The following is a 25254-nucleotide window of genomic DNA, read 5'->3' as shown; positions in this document are numbered from 1 at the left end:
CCTAGTCTGCGGGTTGGAGTAAGCTGCTGCTTAAGGTACTATTAGCGGCTATCACATTAATACCTATCTAAAGCGAATAACAAGTATGGCAACCGATCCAAAAAACCTTACTACAAGGAAAATACTGGTAACTTGTGCCCTACCGTATGCAAACGGTTCTATCCACCTTGGACATATGCTTGAGCATATCCAAGCGGATATCTGGGTTCGTTATCAGCGCCTTCGTGGCAACACTGTTAATTTCATCTGTGCAGACGATGCTCACGGCACGCCAATTATGCTTAAAGCACAACAGATGGGTATTACGCCAGAAGAGATGATCGCTGCTGTAAGTGAAGAGCACCAAAAAGATTTCGCTGGATTTGATATCAGCTTTGACAACTACCACAGCACGCATTCTGAAGAGAACCGCGAGCTGGCTTCTCACATTTACCTGCAGCTCAAGAAAAATGGTTTCATTTCCAGCCGTACAATTTCTCAGCTGTTTGATCCAGAGAAGGAAATGTTCTTACCAGACCGTTTCGTAAAAGGCACGTGCCCGAAATGTAAGTCTGATGACCAATACGGTGATAACTGCGACAATTGTGGTGAAACCTACAGCCCAACAGAGCTTATTGATCCGAAGTCTGCTGTATCGGGGTCAACCCCAATTATGAAAGACTCTGAGCACTTCTTCTTCGACCTGCCTCAATTTGAGAGCATGTTAAAAGAGTGGACTCGCTCTGGTTCGCTGCAATCTGAAACTGCCAACAAAATGCAGGAATGGTTCGAATCCGGTTTGCAACAGTGGGATATCTCTCGCGATGCGCCGTATTTCGGCTTTGAAATTCCAGGTGAGAAAAATAAATTCTTCTACGTTTGGCTAGACGCCCCTATCGGTTACATGGGTTCGTTCAAAAACCTATGTGACAAGCGTGATGATTTGGATTTCGACGAATACTGGAAGAAAGACAGCAACGCAGAGCTTTACCATTTCATCGGCAAAGACATTGTTTACTTCCACAGCCTATTCTGGCCAGCAATGCTAGAAGGATCTGGATTCCGCAAACCAAACAACGTATTCGTTCACGGTTACGTTACAGTGAACGGTGCGAAGATGTCCAAGTCGAAGGGGACGTTTGTCAAAGCAAGTACTTACCTTGATCACTTAGATCCAGAATGCCTGCGCTACTACTACGCTGCGAAGCTAAACAGCCGCATAGACGACTTAGATCTCAACCTTGAAGATTTCACTCAACGTGTTAACGCTGACGTCGTGAACAAGATTGTAAACCTAGCTTCTCGTAACGCTGGCTTTATCACGAAACGTTTTGAAGGCAAACTTTCAGATGATTTCGCTGAACCAGAACTCTATAGTGAGTTCGTATCAGCGGCAGATCGCATCGCAGAGCTGTATGAATCACGTGAATTTAGCCGTGCAATTCGTGAAGTGACGGCACTTGCCGATAAAGCCAACCAATACGTCGATGAAAAGGCACCTTGGGTTGTCGCTAAAGAAGAAGGCAAAGACAAAGAACTTCAAGATATCTGCTCCGTCGGTATTAACTTGTTCCGAGTTCTGATGACTTACCTAAAGCCGGTAATGCCAGCACTTGCCGATCGCACTGAAGGCTTCTTAAATGATGAGCTAACGTGGGAAGGCATTGCACAACCATTAACGGGCCATGAAATCACGAAGTTCAAAGCACTATTCAACCGAATCGATCCTAAGAAAGTAGAGGCGATGGTTGAAGCATCTAAAGAAGTAGCGGCAGCTGAGAAAGCCGTTGCTGAAAAATCTCAAGAAGCGCAAACAGAAACTGAGCTGAGCAAAGACCCTATTGCAGACGAAATCGAATTTGATGATTTCGCTAAAGTGGACTTACGCATTGCGAAAATCGTTGAGTGCGAAGAAGTGCCAAAAGCAAATAAATTGCTTAAGTTGACACTCGACATTGGTGGCGAAACGCGTCAAGTATTCTCAGGTATCAAGTCAGCCTACAAGCCGGAAGACCTTGTTGGTAAGCACACGGTTATGGTTGCAAACCTAAAACCTCGCAAGATGAAATTCGGTATGTCTGAAGGAATGGTTCTCGCAGCGGGTCCTGGAGGCAGTGATTTATGGTTACTTGAGCCGCATGAAGGTGCTAAACCTGGCATGCGAGTGATGTAAGTGACCACACCTAGTAAGTGACTACACACTAAAATTAAAACCGCCTAGTTTGCAGGCGGTTTTTTTATATCCATTCACCTAATCACCCACTCACCTAATCATCGTAATTTTCTCAAAGACCAACTTTACGTAAAACCACTCCCAAAATTGGTGCAATTGCACTACTCCTAGACATGACCTGAAAAACGAATAAATCTAATTCTTTGATTTTAAATAAGTAAAAATTTGGCACTGAGTATGCACTCTATAGACTAATCAACTTGGGGAGGCGTGTATGTTTATACTAATCAGCTTAACGGTTATATCCGTTTGTATTGTAGCGTTGTTTCTACGCAGCCAAGCAAAGGCAGAAAATGACCAACGCCACCTCGACGGTCTACATCTTTTGCGTCAAATTATTCAATTATGCCGAGCACATCGTACATTGACACATCAAGTACTTACCGAAGGTAATCAAGCATCGCACGCAACGTTAAAGTCCTTATTCAAGTTAAAAGAGCAAATCAAATCACTCGCCGTGCAAGCTAAAAAAATCAGCGATAACTCAAACAAAGCAAAATATCGCGTGCTCCTAATTAACCTAACTTTGATGTGTAAAGAGTGGAGAACCCATAGCGTCAATCGTAACCAAGTATCACACGGTAAAGTCATCCGCCAATGCCTCTACCTTATGGACGAGTCCATCATCACTTGGATGATTGAAGCTTATCGTGACGACATGACAGATCAGTATCACCATGACTGGCAGTTGATTTGCGAAGCTATGGAGTGTCTAACGCAACTGAGGGTATGTATTCAGGGAATTGAAACAGAAGCAGGAAAACGACGTTACCTGCATTACGGACATTTAATTCAAAGGCGGCTAACCCAAATAGGCTTGAGTTGTGCCGTTCCTGTTTCATCCGATGTCCAGCTAAAACTAAACGATGTATTAAGCGCTCTTACAGAAGAATCTAGCGACCATGAATTCATCGATACGGAAAGCCTATACAAACTCACCAATGGGATATCAGCATTCTTGTTTAGTGCTTACGACTACGTTATCAGCACTATCTGCGAAGAACTCTATGAGCCGTTACCGGAAATATTACCTTTAAACCACCTCAATGCTCGTCATTCACAAGCTTCCCTTTAGAGCCTATGAACAGCCATATGCCCTAGAATGAAAAAACCCGCCAAAAGCGGGTTATGAATATCTATTTCTCTGAGCGACAATTGCTTTAAGCGACAACGCTTTAACTGTCGTCTTCGGTAAAGTTCGTCGGTAGTGTCACTTTCATCTTATTCCAGATTTGTGCACTTTCAAGCCCGTAATGGCGAATAACAATCGGTAATTGATCACGAGAACCAGACTCGCACACTTCATGCAATTGTTTGTAGAAGTTCAATGCAAGATCTCGTGCTTCAGGGTTAGAGAAGTAATAGCTACCGACGCGATCATACAACTTCTTCAGACCATTAAAGATAAGCCCGTAGATCTGGTTTCCGGAATGGAAGGCAAGACGTTGGAACAACATGTAATCGTAAAAGTTGAACGTTTTGGCAATCAAAATAGCTTGACGCTTTTCTTCATCTTTTTCGTTGTCATCTTTTACGTTAGCACGAATTTTATCGGCGTAAGGCGACGCTTCAACAAACGTATCCCAATTATCCGATTCTAATAGTTGTTCACACGAATCAATCACACCTTGAATTGTCTTTAACGACGTTTCTTTATTGGCTTTAAAGGCATAACGCATAAAGATTGGGCTGATATTGGTACGTGCAGCCAAAAGATCTTCAACAATACTGGTTGCGTTATCCGCATCCAAGGTCATTAGCGTATCTAGAATATGCAGACCCGAGGTTTCCATAAATTGGTTAACTTTGGTCGGTTTACCATGCTGAATGGTTAGCCACCCATCACGAGCAAGACGCTGCAATACTTCTCTTAACGTCGTTCTTGTTACGCCAATCAATTCAGAAAGCTCGCGCTCCGCCGGTAGGATAGAGCCAGGAGGGAAGCGCCCCTTCCAAATACTTTCAATAATGTACTTCTCAGCAAAACCTGCTGGGCTTTTTGCCTTTATAACCATGAATTCGGGTTTCCGGTGCGTTTATAACGTAAAATTGCACTCATCATACCACTACTTGCACAATTCAGAAAATAACCCTGTGTATTCCTGCTTTGTTTGTGAGATTACGCGTTAGATTTTTTTATTCTGAGATAGATTAGCGCACTCATTGTGAGTCAAATCTCATTTTTCAACAATTTTAACAATCAAGCAACGAAATAAAATACTTACCCGAAGCATGAAAATGACTTAATTTTACATGGAAATTTAGCCTAATTTCGGCAAAAACACCTGCATTCTACTGCTAAAGTGCATTATTTTGATGGTTAAGCTAGGCAAGGGTAAAAGTGTAAGCAGAAGTTAAAGTTCGTACTATTCTATGAATCGATGTCGCTAGTTCTTGATAAAAAAGCCTGTCAATTTAACTATTTTAAACATTTTTAGGTTGACTAAATATTACGTAGGAGTAGAGTTGCGGTCGAAAGTATAGGAGTGCTTGTCTTTCTCAAGGAGTGACTTGGCAAGGCTACAGAGGTTTCCATCGAAGTTGTTTTCCTAAGTCACTGTTTAAGATATGATTTTTTATGAAATCCCGCATTTCATAGTCAGGGATCGAGACACACTCTCAGTGTCGAATTTACAATAAAAGAGTCTTATCATGCCGATGTCACTCGGAAACGCGTTCATTAAGAACTTTCTAGGCAAAGCACCAGATTGGTACAAGCTTGCCATTATTGCCTTTCTTATTATTAACCCAATTGTATTTTACTTTGTAGACCCGTTCATTGCTGGTTGGATGCTCATCATCGAGTTTATCTTTACATTGGCTATGGCTTTAAAATGCTACCCACTTCAGCCTGGTGGTCTTTTAGCTATTCAAGCAGTTGCGATTGGGATGACCAGCCCAAATCAGGTTTACCATGAATTAGAAGCGAACCTTCCGGTTCTTCTCTTGTTAGTGTTCATGGTTGCGGGTATCTACTTCATGAAGGAGCTTTTGCTCTTCATCTTTACGAAGATACTGCTTGGTGTGCGCTCTAAGGTTATGCTGTCTGTAGCGTTCTGCTTTGTTTCTGCCTTCCTTTCAGCATTTCTTGATGCTCTAACGGTTATCGCCGTTGTAATTTCTGTGGCCGTTGGCTTCTATTCGATATATCACAAAGTCGCCTCAGGTAAGGGCTCTCAAGCTAACCACGACCACACTAGTGATGACCACTTGTGTGAAGTTACTCGTGATGACTTAGAAAACTACCGCTCATTTTTACGCTCTCTACTTATGCATGCTGGCGTCGGTACTGCTCTGGGCGGAGTAATGACGATGGTAGGTGAACCTCAAAACCTGATCATTGCAGACCAAGCAAGTTGGCAGTTTGGTGAGTTCATGATTCGCATGTTGCCAGTGACTCTACCTGTATTCTTCTGCGGACTTATTACCTGTGCTTTAGTTGAGAAGTTTAAAGTATGTGGCTACGGCACGGATTTACCTGCAAGCGTTAGAAAAATTCTAGTGGATTTCGATAACGAGCAACGTAAGCGCCGAAATAAACAAGATATTGCGAAACTTGTTATCCAAGGCTTAATTGCACTATGGCTTATCATTGGTCTGATGTTCCACTTAGCGGAAGTCGGTTTAATCGGCTTAAGTGTCATCATTCTAGCTACAGCATTCACAGGGGTTATTGAAGAGCACTCACTAGGTAAAGCATTTGAAGAAGCGCTGCCGTTTACCGCCCTTCTCGCTGTTTTCTTTGCTGTTGTTGCTGTCATCATCGACCAAGAACTGTTTAAGCCAGTAATCGATGCCGTACTTGCATTGGAAGGTGGTCAGCAAATGATCATGTTCTATATCGCGAATGGCTTGCTTTCTATGGTGTCTGACAATGTATTTGTCGGCACGGTTTACATCAACGAAGTTAAATCCGCACTCGTTGAAGGCATAATTACTCGTGATCAATTTGACCTACTAGCTGTCGCCATCAATACCGGAACTAACCTTCCTTCTGTCGCGACACCAAACGGTCAAGCTGCATTCTTGTTCTTGTTGACTTCAGCGTTAGCACCGCTTATTCGTTTGTCGTACGGCCGCATGGTTATCATGGCACTGCCGTACACCTTTGTTCTTGCTATTGTGGGTTTGTTCGGTATCGCATTCCTGCTTGAGCCATTTACGGCAAGTTTCTATGAGATGGGGTGGATATCTCATCATGTAGGCGAAGCGGTAAGTTCGTCACAAGGACATTAATTTTTTTGTTGAATAGAGAACTTATTCAAGATAAAAAGCTCTGAGTTATCAGAGCTTTTTTTATAAGGATACATTACCTTGAACGCTTTATATGCAATCAAACAATTTTCAGAGAGTCGCCTGTCATGGCTTATTCTGCTGATTTCTATCGTGGCACTGGAAGCTACGGCTTTGTACTTTCAGCACGTTATGATGTTGGCTCCATGTGTAATGTGTATCTACGAGCGCGTTGCTATGATGGGAGTGGGCTTCGCGGCTATTTTGGGTATGCTAAACCCTAAAAACGTCATCGTTCGTTGGCTCGGATTTTTTGGATGGGGAGCCAGCGCTTATAAAGGCTTAATGCTTTCGCTACAGCATGTCGATTATCAATTTAATCCTTCCCCTTTTGCTACCTGCGATATTTTCGTCTCTTTCCCTGAATGGGCACCACTTCATGAGTGGATGCCATCAGTATTCAACGCATATGGCGATTGCAGTAAGGTTGTGTGGCAATTCCTAACACTGTCTATGCCTCAATGGTTAGTCGTTATTTTTGCTGGTATGTTAGTTGCGTTGGCGGTTGTGGTTGTTTCTCAATTCGCTAGAAAGCCAAGATCATTATTTTAAGAATAGATTCTACAAGCCTTCGATTTATAAAGATGCTTGAGTATTGGAAGATAAAGCGCCGCGTAGGCGCTTTATCTTTTATAGGGGAAGCTAGAGGATAACGATTAAACTAACGACCGCAACATTTCTTAAATTTCTTGCCACTTTCACACGGGCACACGTCATTTCTTCCAACGGTTTTATATGGATTCACGCTTTGTGATTTAGCGCCAGTCATTAGCTCATCAGCCGCCATCGCCACTTCTGAAGTCATAATATCCAACTGCGGTAATAGTTCTTCCAATCGAGGGGGGTTATCTACCCCTGCTTGTTTCATTTGCTCACGGGTTTGCTCTTCGTCAATCCCCAACATAAATGTGGTAAGCAGGGCTTGTAACATCCGCGCAGTACCGTCAGAGACTTGTGATTCAAGCCATTGTTCTTCAATGATAGCCCACACCGACATAAAGCCTTCAGAGAAATCGGCAAACGCTTCTTTATCATTCGCCCATTCAGACGGTCTATATTCGCTAGACTTTATCGACGCATACTGGTTATTTATTTGGTCAACTATCTGCTTCTCTATCTCTTCAGCTTGTATTTCAGGTAACCATTTTTTGGGTTCCAGCGGTTGAGTCGCGAAGTTAGCAGCCAGCACTGCACCCTCGTAAAAATAGGCATTTTCACCATCATAACCATTCGGCAGAGAAATCAGTTGGTACATTTTGTTTATCTTGTTTCTGTATGTTGGTGGGGATTATACCCAAGTCATTTGAAGAAACCAGATACCACTGTTTTGCTTGTCAAATCACCACCGATTTTGCATTCAATAAGCTTCTCGCATACAATCGCGCAGCCCTAAAACAAGGTAAAAACTATGCGTGTAATACTTGGACCAATGGAAGGCGTATTAGATCATCTAATGCGTGAAATTCTGACCAACATAAACGATTACGACCTGTGCGTTACAGAATTCGTGCGTGTGATTGATCAGCTATTACCAGACCACGTTTTTACCCGTATCTGCCCAGAAATCAATACCGGGAGTAAAACCAAATCGGGTACGCCTGTTCGTACACAGTTACTTGGTCAAGAACCCAACTGGATGGCTGAAAATGCCTTTAGAGCCGTAAATCTCGGTTCCGATGGAATTGACCTTAACTTTGGCTGCCCAGCTAAAATGGTTAACAAGAGTAAGGGTGGTGCCGCTTTGTTGCAGCATCCTGAGCTGATTTATCAAGTGGTTAAAGCGTGCCGAGATGCCATAGACCCAACTGTCCCAGTCACAGCAAAAATTCGGCTTGGATGGGAAGACCCGAATGATTGCTTTGAAATCGTCGATGCCATTACACAAGCCGGTGCTAACGAGATCACGGTACATGCTAGAACGAAATCAGGGGGTTACAAAGCCAGTGAAATCAAATGGGAATACTTAGCGAAGCTAAAACAGAAAGCCCGTGTCCCTTTGATCGCAAATGGTGAGATATGGAATTACGCAGATGGGCAACGCTGTATTGAAATGTCAGGAATCGACTCACTTATGGTTTGTCGAGGTGCCTTCAACGTGCCTAACCTTGGAAATGTAGTAAAGCACAATCACCAACCTATGCCGTGGCACGACGTCGTTGACCTGCTACTTCAGTATTCAGAATATGAAATCCAAGGTGACAAAGGGCTGTACTACCCTAACCGAGTAAAACAGTGGTTTTCGTATCTGAGACAAGAGTACCCTGAAGCTGCGGCTTTGTTCCGTGACATCCGAACCTTTAATAAAGCGGCACCGATTGTAGATCACATACAGCGATACCGAGATACAATGCAGAGTGTGAGTGCAATTTAATCACGACATATACTCTGTAAAATGAAAAATAGCGAAAGGAAAGTCACTCTCGCTATTTTCTATTTAAGGTACTAAAAACATCCTCAAAAGATCACCTGATTTTTTCCAGACTCCTTTGCGTAGTAGAGCTTTTTATCCGCAGACTTAACCAAATCTTTCAAGCTTGCCTGCTCTCGATGATCTTCGACACACACGCCGCCAGATAAAGAAAAACCGCACTCAAGAAGCTCGTGGGATTGACTGGCGACTTGCTTTTGAATTCGATGAGCAATGTCGACAATAAGCTGCGGGCTATTCGCTCTTATGTATACGACAAACTCCTCACCCCCAAATCGAGACACTGCATCCATTTCCCTTAGTACAGCACGCATCTGATCGGCGACAAAGCAGATCACTTCGTCTCCTTTTTCATGACCATATGTGTCGTTTATCTTCTTGAAGTTATCAATATCAAATACTGCAATACCTTCAAACTGATAACGACACGGCTTTTTAAATTCAATTTCCAGTCCTCTCCGATTGAGTAGTCCTGTCATTGAATCTTTTTCAGCTAAATTTTGAAAGTAACGGCGCTCGAAGTTCAAATTCAAATAAAACAGGCTGATCACGGTTAAAATGTAGATAATCGCAATGATGAAGACAGCATTTCGTTCTTCATGGAGTAGAGACAATAACTCATCGGCAAAATCTGACTCATAAAACAGCGTATGCTCAAACGCCACCCCTTGAATAGATAATGGGTACACAAAGTGTCTATCACGTACGTTGTGAAGCTGCTCGTTGTGCACCAAGTGCAATCTTTCACTCAGTGAAGACCCCGAACTCAAAAGCAGATCGGTTTTAATTTCTAACGACACCACGCCTTTAAAATCCTCTCCCTGACTAACGGGCAAAGACAACGTGAGCACCCTTTCGAGCTCATTTGCGTTTTCAACTGGACCTGTAACGGTTATCGAATCTGAATTGCGACTGGTCAAATACCAGAATGGTTGAGATTTAAAATGCTCAATTGAAGACCGATCAATATTTTTCGCTAAAGTATCAGGGGAAGAAATCACTAACCCCTCTTCAGCAACGTAATAAATACCCAATATATGTTCGTCAAGATCGTGTAGAAATGACAGCATCGGCGCTAAGTCCATCATTTCTACTGCGTGTCTATTTAATGCAGAACCTCGACGGCACATTGATTGGTCGCCCGAGATCATATAGCTAATATCCACAGCCGGGATGTTTAGGTTTTTATCCTGTGCTAGAACCAGCGCTTCGATAGGCCAAACATGGCAGACACCATTATTAACTTGAGAGTTATGCTGAAAGTGAGGAAAGTTTTCGTTCTGATAGTGAGTAGAAAGAGTGTAATCAAGCGAAGTCAGAATTTTCACCGAACGATGAATGGCGTTTTCAACCCGTTTGTATTCGCGCTCTACCCTTTTTTCATTTCGTTCGAAGTAATTTATAGCCACCATCAACAACATGCCAATAGCAAATATTGCTGGGATGAGAAATACATATCTTAAGCTCATGTGCTGGGTCGACATCATATGAACCCCAGACAAAAATAAAGTGTTTTAAAACACATATAAAAATAACGCGCCAATTTTGAACGAAAGCGCAATATTAACAGCATCTTAATAAAAGAAAAAACCCTCTTTGTGCTAAAGAGGGTTTACGTTTACGTTGAGTGACTTATCTCTTAAGAAAAGAATTAATTTAGCAATAAGCTATCATCAGCAAGTTCCTCACCACGTACTTTAGAGAACATTTCGAGTAAGTCAGGGACAGACATGTTTGCTCGTTCATCTCCGGCAACATCCAACACAACCTCACCTTGGTGAAGCATGACCGTTCTATCACCACACGCTAACGCGTCTTTCATAGAGTGAGTAACCATCATTACCGTTAAATTGAATTCATTCACAATCCGCTTCGTCAAATCGATAATGAATGCCGCCATACGAGGATCCAGTGCAGCGGTATGCTCATCTAAAAGTAGAAGTTTACTCTCCGATAACGTTGCCATAACGAGACTAACAGCTTGACGCTGCCCACCCGATAACAGACCAATGTTATCCCCTAACCTGTCCTCTAAGCCTAAGCCCAGAATACTGATTCGCTCTTGGAACAGTTTTCGTCGTTTTGATGATAAAGAAAAGCTCCACCCGCGGCGCTTACCACGCATATAAGCTAGCGCCATATTCTCTTCAATGGTGAGATCGCCACATGTACCAGCCAGAGGATCTTGAAACACTCGTGCACACTGGCTCGCGCGTTGGTCAACGGTTTGGCGAGTCACGTCAACGTTATCAATGATGACACTGCCACCCGCCATTGGTGTTTCACCAGTTACGGCCCCAAGCAAGGTAGATTTACCCGCACCATTGGAACCAATAACGGTAAGGAATTCATGTTCAGGAACAGTAAGAGAGACACCTCTTAAAGCTCTGTTTTCTAAAATAGTACCTGCGTTAAAGGTAACTTGAATATTGTCGAGCTGGATCATGCTACCTCCTTAGATTCAGACTTTGCAGGCTTACCGCCCTTTTTTGCGTTAAGGTTTCCTTTCAGCTTTGGCGCAATCAGAGCCAAAGCAACCAACACTGCGGTGACCAGGTTCAAGTCTGAAGCTTGCAGCCCAAACATACCTGTACTTAATGCAAATGCCACTGCAAGCCTATAGAGTACTGAACCAACGATAACGGCTACAACCGCCACCCAAATTTTGCGGCCTGGGATTAACGTCTGCCCAAGTATAACTGCCGCTAACCCAACAACGATGGTACCTACCCCCGAAGTGACATCTGCAAAGCTGTTTGTTTGAGCAAACAGTGCTCCAGAAAATCCAACGAAGCCATTTGATAACGCTAAGCCGAAATAGGTATAAAATGCCGTGCTCGCACCTTGCGATGCCACCATTCTTGCATTGACACCTGTCGCTCTAAGACCTAACCCAAAATCACTATTTAGAAGACGTACAACGAAAATTGCCGACAGTAAAACCAATACCCCAACCACAATTGGACGCACGTACATTGAATCGCCTAACGCTTCAAATGGCGTAAGGATTGTATTTTCGCCTATCAACGCCATATTCGGTCGACCCATAATACGGATATTGATAGAAAACGCGGCGATCATGGTTAATATTGAGGCTAAAAGATGCAGTATTCCACATTTCACGGCTAAGAACGCCGTAACCCACCCCGTTGCTGCACCTGCAATAATTGCCATGCCTGTTGCAACCCACGGGTCAATTCCTGCCACAATAGCAGTAGCAGCAACGGCAGCCCCCATCGGGAAGCTACCGTCTACACTCAAATCCGGAAAATCTAGAACTCTAAACGTTAAGTAAACACCCAGTGCAACTAATCCATAAACGAGCCCAATTTCAAGGGCTCCAAAAAATGCAAAAGCAGACATAACAACTCCCTTTCTGCTTGATATAAAAAGCCCGAATAGCGAGCACTATTCGGGCTTAGTGTTATTATTTTACGCTAGTTGCACGATCCAGAACGGAATTAGGAATGGTAACACCAATCTTTTCAGCAGCAGTTTTGTTCACAACAAGGTCAGAACCTTTTGCCACATTCACATCTAGACTACCCGGTTCCGCACCTTCTAAAATAGCGGCTACATAATCAGCAGTTTGAACACCGACTTGGTAGTAATCAAAACCTAAGCTTGCCACTGCTCCTTTCTCAACATAAGAGGTAGCGCCGCCAAGAACTGGTGTTTTCGCTTGATTCGCTGCGACGATCATACCTTCGATGGCACTCGCAACGGTGTTATCTGTAGGGGCATAAATCACATCAGATTTAGCAGAGATGGCTTGAGTTGCCGATTGAACATCCGCACTCTTTAAAGCCGTCGCTTCAACAACTTTGAGGCCTTTTGCATCCGCAGCTTCTTTCAAAAGCTCTACCAGAGTAACGGCATTCGCTTCACCTGGGTTATACACCACACCAATAGATTTAGCGTTTGGTAAAATCTCTTGAATTAAGTCAACGTGTTGAGCAACAGGCGATAAATCCGATAAACCTGTGACGTTCTTGCCTGGTTTTTTCATGCTGCCTACCAGCTTAGCGCCAACAGGGTCGGTTACCGCAGTGAATACAACCGGAATAGAGCGAGTTGAAGAAACCAAGGCTTGTGCAGTTGGCGTAGCAATACCTACCAATACATCTGGGTTTTCACCAACAAACTGGCGCGCTATTTGTACCGCAATCGCCGGATTACCTTGGGCTGTACGATATTCAAATTCTAGGTTTTTCCCTTCCACATAACCCTTTTCTTTAAGACCATCGAGCAACCCCTGGCGTGTCGCGTCCAGAGCGGGATGCTCTACGATTTGTGATACGGCAACTTTCGCCGTTTTAGCAATAACACCTGTAGAGGAAAGTAACGCTGCACCGGCAATACACGCGGTAGCAATGATTTGACTTGCTTTCATCTTGACTCCTTGATTCAGCAGTAAAGTTGTTGTGATGTTGTGGCTGCCAATCTCCTGGCAGCTTACTTGTTTTATTTCTTTGATTCTAAGCGCTCTAAATGGTGCACCTGTGGTGTGGTGACCTACTCATAAGTCTAGGGAATCTGAAACAAACAGCTACTAATTATAGTTTCTATATTTTGTACGCGCTTATTTACGCATATGTACACATTTTTACCAGTAAGGTTCCATAAAGGGAAGAGAGGATTAACAACAAAGTAACAAAACGTGAAATTTGCGTTAACCAGCACACAAAACCACGATATTTAAGAGCGAGCAAAGTAATATTCTTATCATTTGAATAAAAAACAGACGATGTTTTTTAAACAATAATGCAAAATAAATCTTAGCTAATGAAATTGACTTTTATAAATAGAAATGAAAGAAGTCGCGCAGTTTTACATGCTGAATTGGGACAAGCGTACGTGAGACATGATTACAGATCGTTAATAAGACAACAAAAAAGGAGGCTGGAATCAAACGATCCTAGCCTCCTTTTGGGAATTTACTTTAGGGTCTACTGGTAAAAAACCGAGCTATCAAAAATCTATCTGATTTTAAAACCAGCGCTCCAACGCAGATTTATCCAGCTGCCTAAACGCACGATTGAGCGTTACGGCCAGTTCTTTGTATCGTGGTTTGCTTTTTATTGGCTCGAGCGCGCCGCCAGCTTCAATAATTTTTTGATGAATTTCTCGGTACCAGCTTGCAAGTGCGGGCGGAAGCTGTGTATTAGAACGGTTACCCAACCACCACATACCCTGTAGAGGAAGGCTAATCGCAAATAAAGCCATCACAATGGCTTGGGGCATCGCTTGCTGGTTTTCAAACACCATTTGCATCAGCACGCTGATCGCAGCGACAGCTGGCATCACTTTGACACCAAATTTTGTGGCCTTAATGATGCGTTGTTCTGGAAAAAGAGGGGTCAGCTCCTTTCGCACAGGCCAAGTATCCATGTATTTTTGACCATCTTTCAAACTATGGATGAGCCCGACTTTATTGTTCATACCAACCTCTCACTAAAATAAATTGACAACCTTTAAAAAAAAGCTGCAAAAAAATTGATTCTAGTTAAAATGCACTCAAATTTTTTTGTTATCTTGGGTCATTATCGCTATCCTTAGCAAACCCTCAATCTCATTGTTGCTGTTATTTACAATTTAGGCAACCGTGAGTGTTATTTGCAAGGAAGCGTATTCGCGTTGATTAAAGTATCAATGCGTCCAACGATACGGAATTTCAAGTATTTTTTGACCAAGCGTAATTTGTCTTTTCAAAAAGACATTTATGCTTGCGATTGATTTTCATCCTTAACTGATTCTTTTATCAGACGAATAACAGGTAGTCACTCATGTCTAAGCTAGTTTTAGTTTTAAACTGCGGTAGTTCTTCACTTAAGTTTGCAATTGTTGATGCAGCAAACGGCGACGAGCACCTTACAGGTCTTGCTGAATGTCTTCATCTTCCAGAAGCTCGCATCAAGTGGAAACTTGATGGAAAGCACGAAGCACAACTAGGTAATGGTGCTGCGCACGATGAAGCGTTGTCTTTCATTGTTGAAACTATTCTTGCTTCAAAACCTGAGCTTGCAGATCAAATGAAAGCAATTGGTCACCGTGTAGTGCACGGCGGCGAGCAATTTACTCAATCTGCATTGATTGATGATGCCGTTCTTAAAGGTATTGAAGATTGTGCAGCATTAGCACCTCTTCACAACCCAGCAGCAATCATCGGCATCAAGGCTGCACAAAAAGCCTTCCCAAGCCTACCAATGACCGCTGTATTCGATACAGCATTCCACCAAACTATGCCAGAAGAAGCTTACCTATACGCACTTCCGTACAACTTGTACAAAGAGCACGGTATCCGCCGTTACGGCATGCACGGTACTTCTCACCTATTTATCGCTCGTGAAACAGCTGAGCGTTTAGGTAAACCAGCGGACGAATTGAACATCATTAACTGCCACCTAGGTAACGGTGCATCAGTTTGTGCAATTAAGAACGGTAAGTCTGTTGATACTTCAATGGGTCTGACTCCGCTTGAAGGTTTGGTGATGGGTACTCGTTGTGGCGATATCGACCCAGCAATCATCTTCCACCTTCACGATGCACTTGGTTACTCAGTAGAGCAAATCAACACCATGCTAACAAAAGAGTCTGGTCTTGCTGGTCTTACAGAAGTCACTTCAGATTGCCGTTTTGTTGAAGACAACTACGGTGAAAAAGAAGAAGCAACACGTGCAATGGATGTATTCTGTCACCGTCTAGCGAAATACGTTGCAGGTTACACAGCAACTCTTGAAGGTCGTCTAGATGCAATCGTATTTACTGGCGGTATCGGTGAAAACTCTGGTCCAATCCGTGAAATGGTTCTAAACCGTCTTGGCGTATTCGGCATCGAAGTTGACGAAGCAGCAAACCTAAAAGCACGTTTTGGTAAAGAAGGCACTATTACTAAAGCAGAAAGCCGTATCCCTGCAATGGTTGTCTCAACAAATGAAGAGCTTGTTATTGCTGAAGACACTGCGCGTTTAGCAGGTCTATAATAAACTGACTTTTACTGGCTAACGTGCCGATGAGTGCGCTTAGCCAGTTCTTATTTTTAGCTTTGGGAACATTCTAGCTTCGCAAAGCATTTACCTGATAGTGATAGGAATCCCCTATGTCACGTACTATTATGCTTATCCCTACTAGCGCAGGTGTTGGTCTTACCAGTGTTAGCATGGGCGTTTTACGCGCTATGGAGCGTAAAGGCGTTAAAGTTTCATTCTACAAGCCAATCGCACAGCCACGCAGCGGCGGTGACCAACCTGATCTGACGTCAACTATTGTTAGTTTCAACAGCGACATGAAAATTGGCGATCCTACGCCGATGACCCAAGCTGAAGCACTTATTGGTGCTGAAAAAATGGACGAGCTGCTTGAAACTGTGGTTGAGCGTTACAACCGAATTAACAAAGATTCCGATGTAACACTTATCGAAGGTTTGGTTCCGACTCGTAAGCACCCATTTGCTAACCAAGTCAATGCCGAGATTGCGAAAACATTGGGTGCTGAAATCGTATTTGTTGCGACACCAGGCACTGACAATCCAACTCAGTTAAAAGAGCGAATCGAAGTTGCTTGTTCTAACTTTGGTGGAACAAAAAATAAGAGCATTTCTGGCGTTATCATTAACAAATTGAACGCCCCTGTTGATGATGCTGGTCGTACTCGTCCTGACCTGTCTGAAATCTTTGATGATGCAGACAGTGCGCACCAAGCGAACCTAGAAGTGATGCAAATATTCAACTCTAGTCCAATTCGCGTGCTAGGTTGCGTGCCTTGGAGCATCGACCTGATTGCTACTCGTGCTATCGATATGGCAAAGCACTTGAACGCAGATATCATTAATGAAGGCGATATTGCGAGCCGTCGTATCAAGAGCATCACGTTCTGTGCACGTTCGCTTCCAAATATGATTGAGCACTTCCGACCTGGCTCTCTGCTTGTTACATCAGCCGATCGTCCAGACGTTATTGTGGCTGCTGCTTTGGCTTCAATGAATGGCGTTGAAATTGGTGCGATTTTACTGACCGGTGGTTACGATATCCCTAGTGAAATCGTTGACCTATGTAAACCTGCTTTTGAAACAGGGTTGCCTATCTTCAAGGCACAAGGTAACACTTGGCAGACGTCTTTGAACCTACAAAGCTTTAGCCTAGAAGTACCCGCGGATGACCGTGAGCGAATTGAATTCGTTAACGACCACGTTGCCAGCCACATTGATGGCCCTTGGATTGACACCCTAACCGAAGGCTCTGCTGCGGTTCGTCGTCTAAGCCCACCAGCATTCCGTTACCAGCTAACTGAATTTGCTCGTCGCGCTGCAAAACGTATTGTACTTCCTGAAGGCGATGAGCCACGTACCGTGAAAGCAGCAGCTATCTGTGCGGAACGCGGTATTGCCGAGTGTGTACTTTTAGGTAACCCTGAAGAGATTAAGCGTGTAGCAGAACAGCAAGGTGTTGTTTTAGGCAGTGGCGTTGAGATCATCGACCCAACAGTCGTTCGCGAAAAATACATTGCTCGCTTGGTTGAGTTGCGTAAGAATAAAGGCATGACGGAAGTCGTTGCACGTGAGCAATTAGAAGACACAGTGGTTCTTGGCACAATGATGCTAGAGCGCGAAGAAGTTGATGGCTTGGTTTCTGGTGCGGTTCATACAACGGCTAACACCATTCGTCCACCACTTCAGCTTATCAAGACAGCACCTAGCGCTTCTCTTGTTTCGTCTGTGTTCTTTATGCTTCTGCCAGATCAAGTTTTGGTTTACGGTGACTGTGCTATCAACCCAGATCCAAACGCGGAACAACTGGCAGAAATAGCGATTCAGTCGGCAGATTCTGCAGCCGCATTTGGTATCGACCCACGCGTTGCAATGATCTCATACTCGACGGGAACATCCGGTCAGGGTGCAGACGTTGAAAAAGTACGTGAAGCAACCAAAATTGCTCAAGAAAAGCGTCCTGACTTGGTTATTGATGGTCCACTTCAATACGATGCTGCAATCATGGAAAACGTAGCTGCTTCTAAAGCACCTAACTCTCCGGTAGCGGGTAAAGCGACTGTATTTGTATTCCCTGACCTAAACACAGGTAACACAACATACAAAGCGGTTCAGCGTAGTGCGGATCTTGTTTCAATTGGTCCAATGCTTCAGGGCATGCGTAAACCTGTTAACGATTTGTCTCGTGGCGCTTTGGTTGACGACATTGTTTACACTGTTGCACTGACTGCCATTCAGGCAAAACAAGCAGAAGAAGCCGAAGCTTAATTCTGTACAAGAATCAAAAAAACCGCCTGTTGGCGGTTTTTTTGTACCTGTCCAAATTGATTTTAAAACTTTTGATAAATCGACCATTCACAAAGTCGACCTTTCACAAATAAGAAAGCCCCTTCCTCAAAGAGGAAGGGGCTTATGTCTATAGGGTAACCAAATTAAACGTTACGCTTGAATACCAACAATCAGCCATGGTGCATTAGGTTGCGTTAAATCACGCTCTAAGTGCCAAACGTCTGTGATGTCTTCTTCTACGCCTTCTGCTGCGTCGCGGTAACGACCACTAAATTGAAGGCTAAGCTGTGCAGACGTTGCATTGTGGTCTGCACGAACAATTTCAGCATCCACGTACATAACGTCAGTGTGTTGCTCACCTTCTAGCTTTGCACGTTCTGCAGATAGGTCATCAAACAAACCAGGAGAAACATACTCACGAATCGTTTCTAATTCGTTGTGATTCCACGCACCTTGCAATTTGCGGTAGTGCTCACGAGAACCATTAACAAATGCAGCATGATCAAAACCCGGTGGGTAATTGTGTGGAACGTCACTTGTACCTGCAGCTCCAAATCCGCCAGATAATGGCTGAGTCTGCTCGAAGTTATGAACATTTGGCTGCTGTTGTGGCTCAAACGTATTGCGGTTTGCACCAGAATAAGCTGGTTGTTGTTGATTCATACTGCCTTGCTTAGAGGCAAGCATGCCTTTCATCAACTTAAAGATAACAAAGGCAATCAATCCCATGATCAGAATATCCATAAACTGGATACCTTCAAACGCACCGCCAAAGAATGCTGCTAGTAGCCCGCCTGCAAGTAAACCGCCTAGCAAACCACCCATTAAGCCTTTTTTGCCACTGGTTTGTTTACCTTGATCTTTGCCGACAGTATTAGTGTTTTGTTGTTGCTGTTTTGGAGCAGGCGCAGTTTTGTGGCTTTTACCAAATGATTTACCACCACCGAATTTCTTTGCTTCAGCAATCGGTGCAGCGGTGACGGAAATCATCAATAAAGCGACAAACGCAAATAATCGTTTCATCGTTATTTTCTCTTAATTCTGATTTTAACAGTACGTACATATGGGCAACCCAAGCGAAAAACAAGGCGACACAAGTACTTTAAGAATCATAGCCTCAAGTTGTTAACAATAAAATACGTGCAACACAAATGTGTGTTTCAGGATATTGCTAACAAAATCATCATTAGGGTATGCAGTTCATTGAAAAATGACAAAACTGTACATGGATACGCATCCGTACAGCTCAGATTTCAGTAATTTGAGCTCACAAGTGTTTCTCGTCTTGACCCTTATATAAGCGACACTTAAAATAATGAACATTGTTCATTTTAATACATTCAACCATGGCCAGACGTAACGATCATACACGTGAAGAATTGATAGCACTTACCCTCGATAACGTGAAATCTTTCCTTGAAGAAAAACCTCACCACGAGCTCAGCCTCAGAAAGATTGCCAACATGATTGGTTACGTCCCTAGCACTCTTGTAAATGTATTTGGCAATTATAATTTATTGCTTTTACAAGCTGTTGCACAAACTTTGGATGAGCTATCGCAGCAAGCAGAAAAAGCCGTTGAGGATGCTCAACACCCCATTGATGCCCTACATAAGCTGGCGTATTGTTACCACGATTTTGCTTTGGCACACCCACATCGCTGGCAGCTCATTTTTCAGCACACGATGAACGGGGAAGAGCTACCGACTTGGCAGTCAGAGCGAATAGACAAAATGACTGGCATGCTTGAAAGCCTAATTCAAATGATCACCCCTGAAGGATCTGATCAGAACGTAGTCGAAGCCAGTCGAGTTCTTTGGGCAGGAGTACATGGAATTACCTTGCTTAGCGTAGACGATAAATTCTTTTCTGCGTCGCCAATCGATGGCAAAATTTTAATCGACAACTTACTGTCCAACTATTTAGCTAACTGGCAAGCATAAGGAATTTGAATGCCTAACCAGCACCCGTCTTTAATAACACAAAAGCGCTTTCTCCCGTACTTTATTACACAATTTTTTGGCGCATTTAACGACAATATCTTTAAAAATGTCTTGTTGTTATTTGTTGCTTTCGCCGGAGCTGAAGCCCTTCCTGTATCAAGTAATCTATTTATAAATCTCGCGGCCGGTTTGTTTATTCTGCCTTTCTTTTTGTTTTCGGCTTCCGCTGGCGTCTTAGCAGACAAATACGAAAAGAGTGCCTATATCCGGAAAGTAAAGTTAGCGGAAATTGCCATCATGACATTGGGCGCGATCGGTTTCGTGACCGAAAGCTACTTGATATTGCTGATTCTGCTCTTCTTGATGGGAACGCAATCTGCGTTTTTCGGTCCTGTTAAATACGCTTTGCTCCCGCAACATTTAAAGCGCGATGAGCTTGTTCCGGGAAATGCATTGGTAGAAACGGGGACTTTCCTTGCTATTTTGCTAGGCACCCTTGGTGCTGGCGTCATTGCGTCAGTTGATAATGCAACGACGGTCGCGGCACTTTGTGTTGTCGGGTTTGCTTGTTGTGGTTATGTAGCAAGTCGTTCTATCCCTGAGGCAGCGCCTACCGCTCCAGATGTCGAATTTAAGTGGCGTCCAATTTCACAAACTAAAAACACGTTGGCAATAGCAAAACGTGACCGTGTCGTTTTTCAAGCCATTATGGCGATCAGTTGGTTCTGGTTCCTTGGTGCGAGCTATCTCACTCAGTTCCCCAATTACACAAAGCTGCACTTAAATGGCAATGAAAGCGCCGTCTCTTTTCTGCTTGCGCTGTTTTCAGTTGGAATTGCCATTGGTTCAATGGCGTGTGACCGTATATCCAAACATAAATTGGAGCCCGGTATCGTACCTGTCGGTAGCTTTGGTATCAGCGTTTTTGGCGTCATGATGGCAACGCTCACTCCTGACTCTTTACCGGTGTTCAGCGATTTTACGAGCTTCCTTACCTACCCTGAGCTTTGGCCGGTGTTCTTTAGCTTACTCATGTTGGGCGCATCTGGCGGTTTGTTTATTGTCCCACTCTATACATTGATGCAGACCCAAGCGCGTGAAAATGAGCGAGCCCAAATCATTGCTGCCAACAATATTTATAACTCCATCTACATGGTGGGTAGTGCCGTGTTGGGTATTGTGTGCCTTAGCGTGCTCGAACTGGCTATTCCAACCCTCTTTTTACTTCTTGCCGTATTGAATATATTTGTTGCCACTTACGTGTATTGGCAAGTGCCTATGTTCTTATCTCGATTGGTGTTGTGGATGTTCACCCACACCATGTATCGAGTTAAGCACAAGAACCTGATAAACATACCAAAAGAAGGTGGGGCTTTGATTGTCTGCAATCACGTCAGCTATATGGACGCCCTACTGATGATTGGTGCTTGCAAACGCCAAATACGTTTTGTCATGGAAGAGGAATATGCTCATTTCCCTCCGATTAAAACACTATTGGAGAACGGTGGCGTTATCGCGATTGACGGAACTAATAGTCGCTCTGTTCGCCAAGCATTTAATGAAGTAAAAAAAGCACTCAATAATGGCGACGTTGTTTGCATTTTCCCAGAGGGTCGATTGACCAATGATGGCAACATGAACCCATTTATGCGCGGTATGGACTTGATTCTTAGGCGTTCTCCCGTCCCTGTCATTCCAATGGCACTCAAAGGGCTTTGGGGCAGTTACTTTAGCCGTTCAAAAGATGGTAGAGCGTGCCATGGTTTCCCACAACGCTTTTGGTCCAAAGTGGAGATTGAAGCTGGTCAACCTGTTCAGCCAAAAGATGCCACAACAGAATACATGTTTGAAAAAGTATCTGAACTTCGCGGCGACTGGCGCTAATTAACAATACACTTACAGTCAAAACCCTTACAATCAAAGCTCTTACGAAAACGCCCCATGAACACACAACGTAAGTCAAATCTCAAGGCAACAACGAGTCGATATCTGGCACAGGTTTCGCCAGCTCTTTTATGCACCTGACCAGTGGACTTGGTTCAGTAACGCGCAGTGTTGTACGTCATACATAAGACTCACCAAGGATGGGGTTGGCAACCTTTTTATTTGGCGTGTGTCTTTTTGATCCCTTTTTAATTCGAGAAATATCGTAAATCGCATCAATAGTAGCCTCTCTGCTTCACTATTGATGCGGTAGAACAAAGCGGCACGATCTCTGATAGCCAATATGACTCATCATTTCATTGGACTAAAAAAAATAGAAAATTATTCAACAGCTCGCATATTATGCATTTAATGAACAGTCGATAAGATATTTCAGTATAAGGCGAAGTTGATAAAAGCCTTGTAACACAAGAATCGTCCACTCTTAATGTGAACTTAAATATTGTGAATGATAGTAAATTAGACCAATTAGTGAGTGATGTATCAAAGATTTATTGTCCTCACACGATAAAAATTCATAAGGTTAACGTGGCTCGACAACCCGAGTTAGGTATCACACCGCTTGGTCAAAATTCTCTCGTTCACCTTTCATATGCTGCTCAGCTGACGATTGATGCAGAAAATTTTGAGAACCTTTTCTTAGTTCTGAATGCAAAAAATGGAGTAGCAAACACCAGCCAAGACAGTGAAAGAGTCCGGTTTCATCAAGGGCAAAGTGTCATTTTTTCGTCCGAGCGGTGCACCACCTTAGAATTTAACAAGGAATTCTCACAGGCATCTTTAACCTTAGATAATTCAATGATCGAGCAGGTCTGTTCGCGATGGGTGGGGAGCTCACTAAATACCAAATTAAAGTTTAAACTGACCCCTTTTCAGCCTTCGTTTCAGCAGCAATGGAATAAAGCCATCAAGTTTTCAGAAGATATGATAGGAAACAACACCCCACTTGCGAATAACGCAATACGTGCCTATGAAGAATATTTGATAACTTTATTACTTCAATATCAGCCGCATAATTATAGTGCTCTGCTTCAAAAATCCGACACGAACCCGCGCCCGAATATAGTAAAGCAAGCAGAACAACTGATCCGAGATACCTATCAGGCGCCGATTACCATCACGGAACTCGCATCAGAATTGAATGTTAGTGCTCGGACGCTGCAAGCAACTTTTAAACACAGTTTAGGGGTAACGCCAAAAGGCTATTTGACCAAAGTTCGTCTTGAGCGTGTGCATGATGAACTTTCTGCGTCAGGAACTTGTACCACAGTCACTCAGGCTGCATTTAATGCAGGGTTTTGTCATATGGGGCGCTTTAGTGAAGCCTATAAAAAGCAGTTTGGTGAACTTCCTATCGTCACCCTAAGAAGAAATAGTCAGTAAGAAATGCTAGAGGATGTAAATCGACATACACCTTAAACCTAAATCGCCCTAAGCCTGCCACCTTTACTACGTTTCAATTTTTAAACTCTTCTCATGCCAATGGCACAGCAAACAAAAATTCGCGTTTTGGATATTTGTTCGTTTAACGGATAGAACCGCTCGCTAGTTTCGTTAAAAAATAGAGTGCAGCTCAGAGGCTCTGAGCCTGGTACCAATAAATCAAAAGGAAGTGAGCACATGAATGATACAACAGACTTTTTGGCTGACAAGCAATATGGCGCCTTTATCGACGGGCAATTTCAACCGATCGCCGAACGCACTTATGCAGCCATTAATCCCGCGACAGGAGCACACTTAGCTCAAATCACTAGAGGAGGATGTGCCGAAATTGACCAAGCCGTTACAGCAGCCAAAAGCGCTTTCATCTCTTGGTCAAAGACTACCTATGAAGAAAGGTCTAAATTATTACATAAGCTTGCAGATAAGTTAGAAGAAAATCTACCTAGACTCGCATTAATTGATGCCGCCGACATTGGAAGACCACTAAATGAAACTGAAATAGATTATAGAATTGCGATTGGGCAGTATCGTTTTTTTGCTTCTGCTATTATTTCATTTGAAGATTTCGGTAAACCAATACCTAATGGCTATTTTGTGGCTCGTCGACAACCAATTGGGGTCGTTGGTCAAATCATTCCTTGGAATGTTCCCTCAATTATGGCCGCATTTAAACTGGCTCCAGCCTTGGCAGCGGGCAACACTGTTGTTCTCAAACCAGATGAAAATGCCTCACTTTCTACACTAGAACTTTGCAAAATTATCGGAAAAATTTTTCCAAAAGGCGTCGTCAATGTTGTTCCTGGATTAGGTGAAGAAGCTGGAGCATCACTTACGGCCCACCCAGGTGTTTCAAAGCTGGCCTTTACAGGCAGCAGTGAGGTAGGACTAATAATCTCACACGCTGGTGCTGACCGACTCGTACCTGTTTCATTAGAGCTTGGAGGAAAAAGCCCAAATATTGTATTCCCGGATGTCGATGACTTAGACGCAGTTGTCGATAATGCCGCATTTGCCGCCACTTATTGCAATGGTCAATCTTGTCTAGCTGGTACCCGGTTATTTATTCATGACGATATCTATGATGCATTTATGGATAAACTCACGACGGGTCTGAACAATGTGACGATGGGCTCTCCAACCAACAGAGAGACTAAAATTGGCTGCTTGATTTCTAAGAAACAGGGAGAAAAGGTATTAAAGTACATTGAAGATGGCATAAAAGAAGGCGCCAATTTGGTGTACGGCGGGTCAAGAATCACTATTCCAGGAAACGAGCATGGCTATTTTATTCAGCCGACTGTGTTTGAAGCAACTAACGATATGAAAATAGCACAGGAAGAAATTTTTGGTCCTGTTCTTGCTGTCATTAGGTGGAACGATTATGAAACTATGTTAGCTCAAGCTAATGACGTGAAGTATGGACTAGCTTCAGGAATATACACATCCAATCTTTCCAATGCCATGAAAACAGCAGAACGTCTTGAAGCTGGTGCAGTATGGATTAATCAGTATTTTAATCTAGTAGACGGGACACCATTTGGTGGCTGGAAAGAGAGCGGTATTGGAAGAGAATATTGCCGCGACACACTGAATCTATATACAGAAACCAAATCTATTACATTTGCGTACGATTTGCCTCAACCTTGGTATTTAACTTAATTCGTCGATGAGATACTCCCAAAAAAACATGCGCTGATAACAACATAGCGAGTAATAA

General features: G+C 43.4%; 19 protein-coding genes. 11 read left to right on the top strand and 8 right to left on the bottom strand.

The window, feature by feature from the left end; genetic code table 11:
- Nucleotides 1-85: 85 nt before the first annotated feature.
- A complete protein-coding gene (gene metG, locus LDO37_RS05395) occupies nucleotides 86-2152 on the top strand; it encodes a methionine--tRNA ligase (RefSeq protein ID WP_126606746.1) in 2067 nt (688 codons plus the stop codon).
- A 274-nt stretch (nucleotides 2153-2426) separates the two neighbouring features.
- Nucleotides 2427-3287 (top strand): hypothetical protein, encoded by an 861-nt coding sequence (locus LDO37_RS05390; protein WP_126606745.1) that lies wholly within the window; start codon nucleotides 2427-2429, stop codon nucleotides 3285-3287.
- 100 nt (nucleotides 3288-3387) lie between these two features.
- Here LDO37_RS05390 and fadR read toward each other — a convergent pair whose 3' ends face one another.
- Nucleotides 3388-4227: a fatty acid metabolism transcriptional regulator FadR gene (fadR, locus tag LDO37_RS05385; RefSeq protein WP_126606744.1), complete on the bottom strand. Its 840-nt coding sequence runs from the start codon at nucleotides 4225-4227 to the stop codon at nucleotides 3388-3390.
- Nucleotides 4228-4864: 637 nt separating this feature from the next.
- Here fadR and nhaB point away from each other — a divergent pair.
- On the top strand, nucleotides 4865-6448 hold the full coding sequence (nhaB, locus tag LDO37_RS05380) for a Na(+)/H(+) antiporter NhaB (RefSeq protein ID WP_126608310.1): 1584 nt from the start codon (nucleotides 4865-4867) through the stop codon (nucleotides 6446-6448).
- Between the two features lie 78 nt (nucleotides 6449-6526).
- Nucleotides 6527-7057 (top strand): disulfide bond formation protein DsbB, encoded by a 531-nt coding sequence (dsbB, locus tag LDO37_RS05375; RefSeq protein WP_126608309.1) that lies wholly within the window; start codon nucleotides 6527-6529, stop codon nucleotides 7055-7057.
- Nucleotides 7058-7166: 109 nt separating this feature from the next.
- Here the strand turns inward: dsbB and LDO37_RS05370 are convergent, their stop codons facing one another.
- A complete protein-coding gene (locus LDO37_RS05370; RefSeq protein WP_126608308.1) occupies nucleotides 7167-7760 on the bottom strand; it encodes a YecA family protein in 594 nt (197 codons plus the stop codon).
- A 153-nt stretch (nucleotides 7761-7913) separates the two neighbouring features.
- Between LDO37_RS05370 and dusC the strand changes: the two genes are divergently transcribed.
- Nucleotides 7914-8876: a tRNA dihydrouridine(16) synthase DusC gene (dusC, locus tag LDO37_RS05365; protein WP_126608307.1), complete on the top strand. Its 963-nt coding sequence runs from the start codon at nucleotides 7914-7916 to the stop codon at nucleotides 8874-8876.
- A gap of 83 nt (nucleotides 8877-8959) precedes the next feature.
- Here dusC and LDO37_RS05360 read toward each other — a convergent pair whose 3' ends face one another.
- The 5 genes from LDO37_RS05360 to yfbV form a co-directional block, all read right to left on the bottom strand.
- Nucleotides 8960-10420 carry a sensor domain-containing diguanylate cyclase gene (locus LDO37_RS05360; RefSeq protein WP_126608306.1) on the bottom strand — a complete coding sequence of 487 codons (1461 nt, stop codon included), beginning with the start codon at nucleotides 10418-10420 and terminating at the stop codon, nucleotides 8960-8962.
- Between the two features lie 164 nt (nucleotides 10421-10584).
- Nucleotides 10585-11379, bottom strand: coding sequence for an ABC transporter ATP-binding protein (locus LDO37_RS05355; RefSeq protein ID WP_101113608.1), 795 nt, complete (start codon nucleotides 11377-11379; stop codon nucleotides 10585-10587).
- Nucleotides 11376-12296: an ABC transporter permease gene (locus LDO37_RS05350; protein WP_126608305.1), complete on the bottom strand. Its 921-nt coding sequence runs from the start codon at nucleotides 12294-12296 to the stop codon at nucleotides 11376-11378. Before LDO37_RS05350 ends, LDO37_RS05355 begins: the two co-directional genes overlap by 4 nt.
- 64 nt (nucleotides 12297-12360) lie before the next feature.
- On the bottom strand, nucleotides 12361-13326 hold the full coding sequence (locus tag LDO37_RS05345; protein ID WP_126608304.1) for an ABC transporter substrate-binding protein: 966 nt from the start codon (nucleotides 13324-13326) through the stop codon (nucleotides 12361-12363).
- A gap of 596 nt (nucleotides 13327-13922) precedes the next feature.
- Nucleotides 13923-14375: a terminus macrodomain insulation protein YfbV gene (yfbV, locus tag LDO37_RS05340; RefSeq protein ID WP_101113605.1), complete on the bottom strand. Its 453-nt coding sequence runs from the start codon at nucleotides 14373-14375 to the stop codon at nucleotides 13923-13925.
- Nucleotides 14376-14719: 344 nt separating this feature from the next.
- Here yfbV and LDO37_RS05335 point away from each other — a divergent pair, with 344 nt between their 5' ends.
- Nucleotides 14720-15916 (top strand): acetate kinase, encoded by a 1197-nt coding sequence (locus LDO37_RS05335; RefSeq protein WP_101113604.1) that lies wholly within the window; start codon nucleotides 14720-14722, stop codon nucleotides 15914-15916.
- A gap of 116 nt (nucleotides 15917-16032) precedes the next feature.
- Nucleotides 16033-18186: a phosphate acetyltransferase gene (gene pta / locus LDO37_RS05330; protein WP_126608303.1), complete on the top strand. Its 2154-nt coding sequence runs from the start codon at nucleotides 16033-16035 to the stop codon at nucleotides 18184-18186.
- Nucleotides 18187-18357: 171 nt separating this feature from the next.
- Here the strand turns inward: pta and LDO37_RS05325 are convergent, their stop codons facing one another.
- Complete coding sequence (locus LDO37_RS05325) at nucleotides 18358-19230, bottom strand: Tim44 domain-containing protein (protein WP_101113602.1); 873 nt, start codon at nucleotides 19228-19230, stop codon at nucleotides 18358-18360.
- 323 nt (nucleotides 19231-19553) lie between these two features.
- Between LDO37_RS05325 and LDO37_RS05320 the strand changes: the two genes are divergently transcribed.
- The 4 genes from LDO37_RS05320 (at nucleotide 19554) to LDO37_RS05305 (ending at nucleotide 25196) form a co-directional block, all read left to right on the top strand.
- Entirely contained in the window at nucleotides 19554-20150 is a 597-nt protein-coding gene (locus LDO37_RS05320) for a TetR/AcrR family transcriptional regulator (RefSeq protein WP_101113601.1), read from the top strand.
- 9 nt (nucleotides 20151-20159) lie between these two features.
- Nucleotides 20160-22034, top strand: a complete 1875-nt coding sequence (locus LDO37_RS05315; RefSeq protein WP_126608302.1) for an MFS transporter — start codon at nucleotides 20160-20162, stop codon at nucleotides 22032-22034.
- 489 nt (nucleotides 22035-22523) lie between these two features.
- A complete protein-coding gene (locus LDO37_RS05310) occupies nucleotides 22524-23477 on the top strand; it encodes an AraC family transcriptional regulator (RefSeq protein WP_126608301.1) in 954 nt (317 codons plus the stop codon).
- A gap of 237 nt (nucleotides 23478-23714) precedes the next feature.
- The gene (locus tag LDO37_RS05305; RefSeq protein ID WP_126608300.1) at nucleotides 23715-25196 is read left to right on the top strand and encodes an aldehyde dehydrogenase family protein; all 1482 of its coding nucleotides are present in this window, start codon (nucleotides 23715-23717) and stop codon (nucleotides 25194-25196) included.
- Nucleotides 25197-25254 lie beyond the last annotated feature (58 nt).

Origin of the sequence: Vibrio penaeicida (assembly GCF_019977755.1) — a bacterium.
GTDB lineage: Bacteria > Pseudomonadota > Gammaproteobacteria > Enterobacterales > Vibrionaceae > Vibrio > Vibrio penaeicida.
The sequence above is the reverse complement of the archived record's forward strand: the minus strand, read 5'-3'. Positions and strand labels throughout refer to the sequence as shown.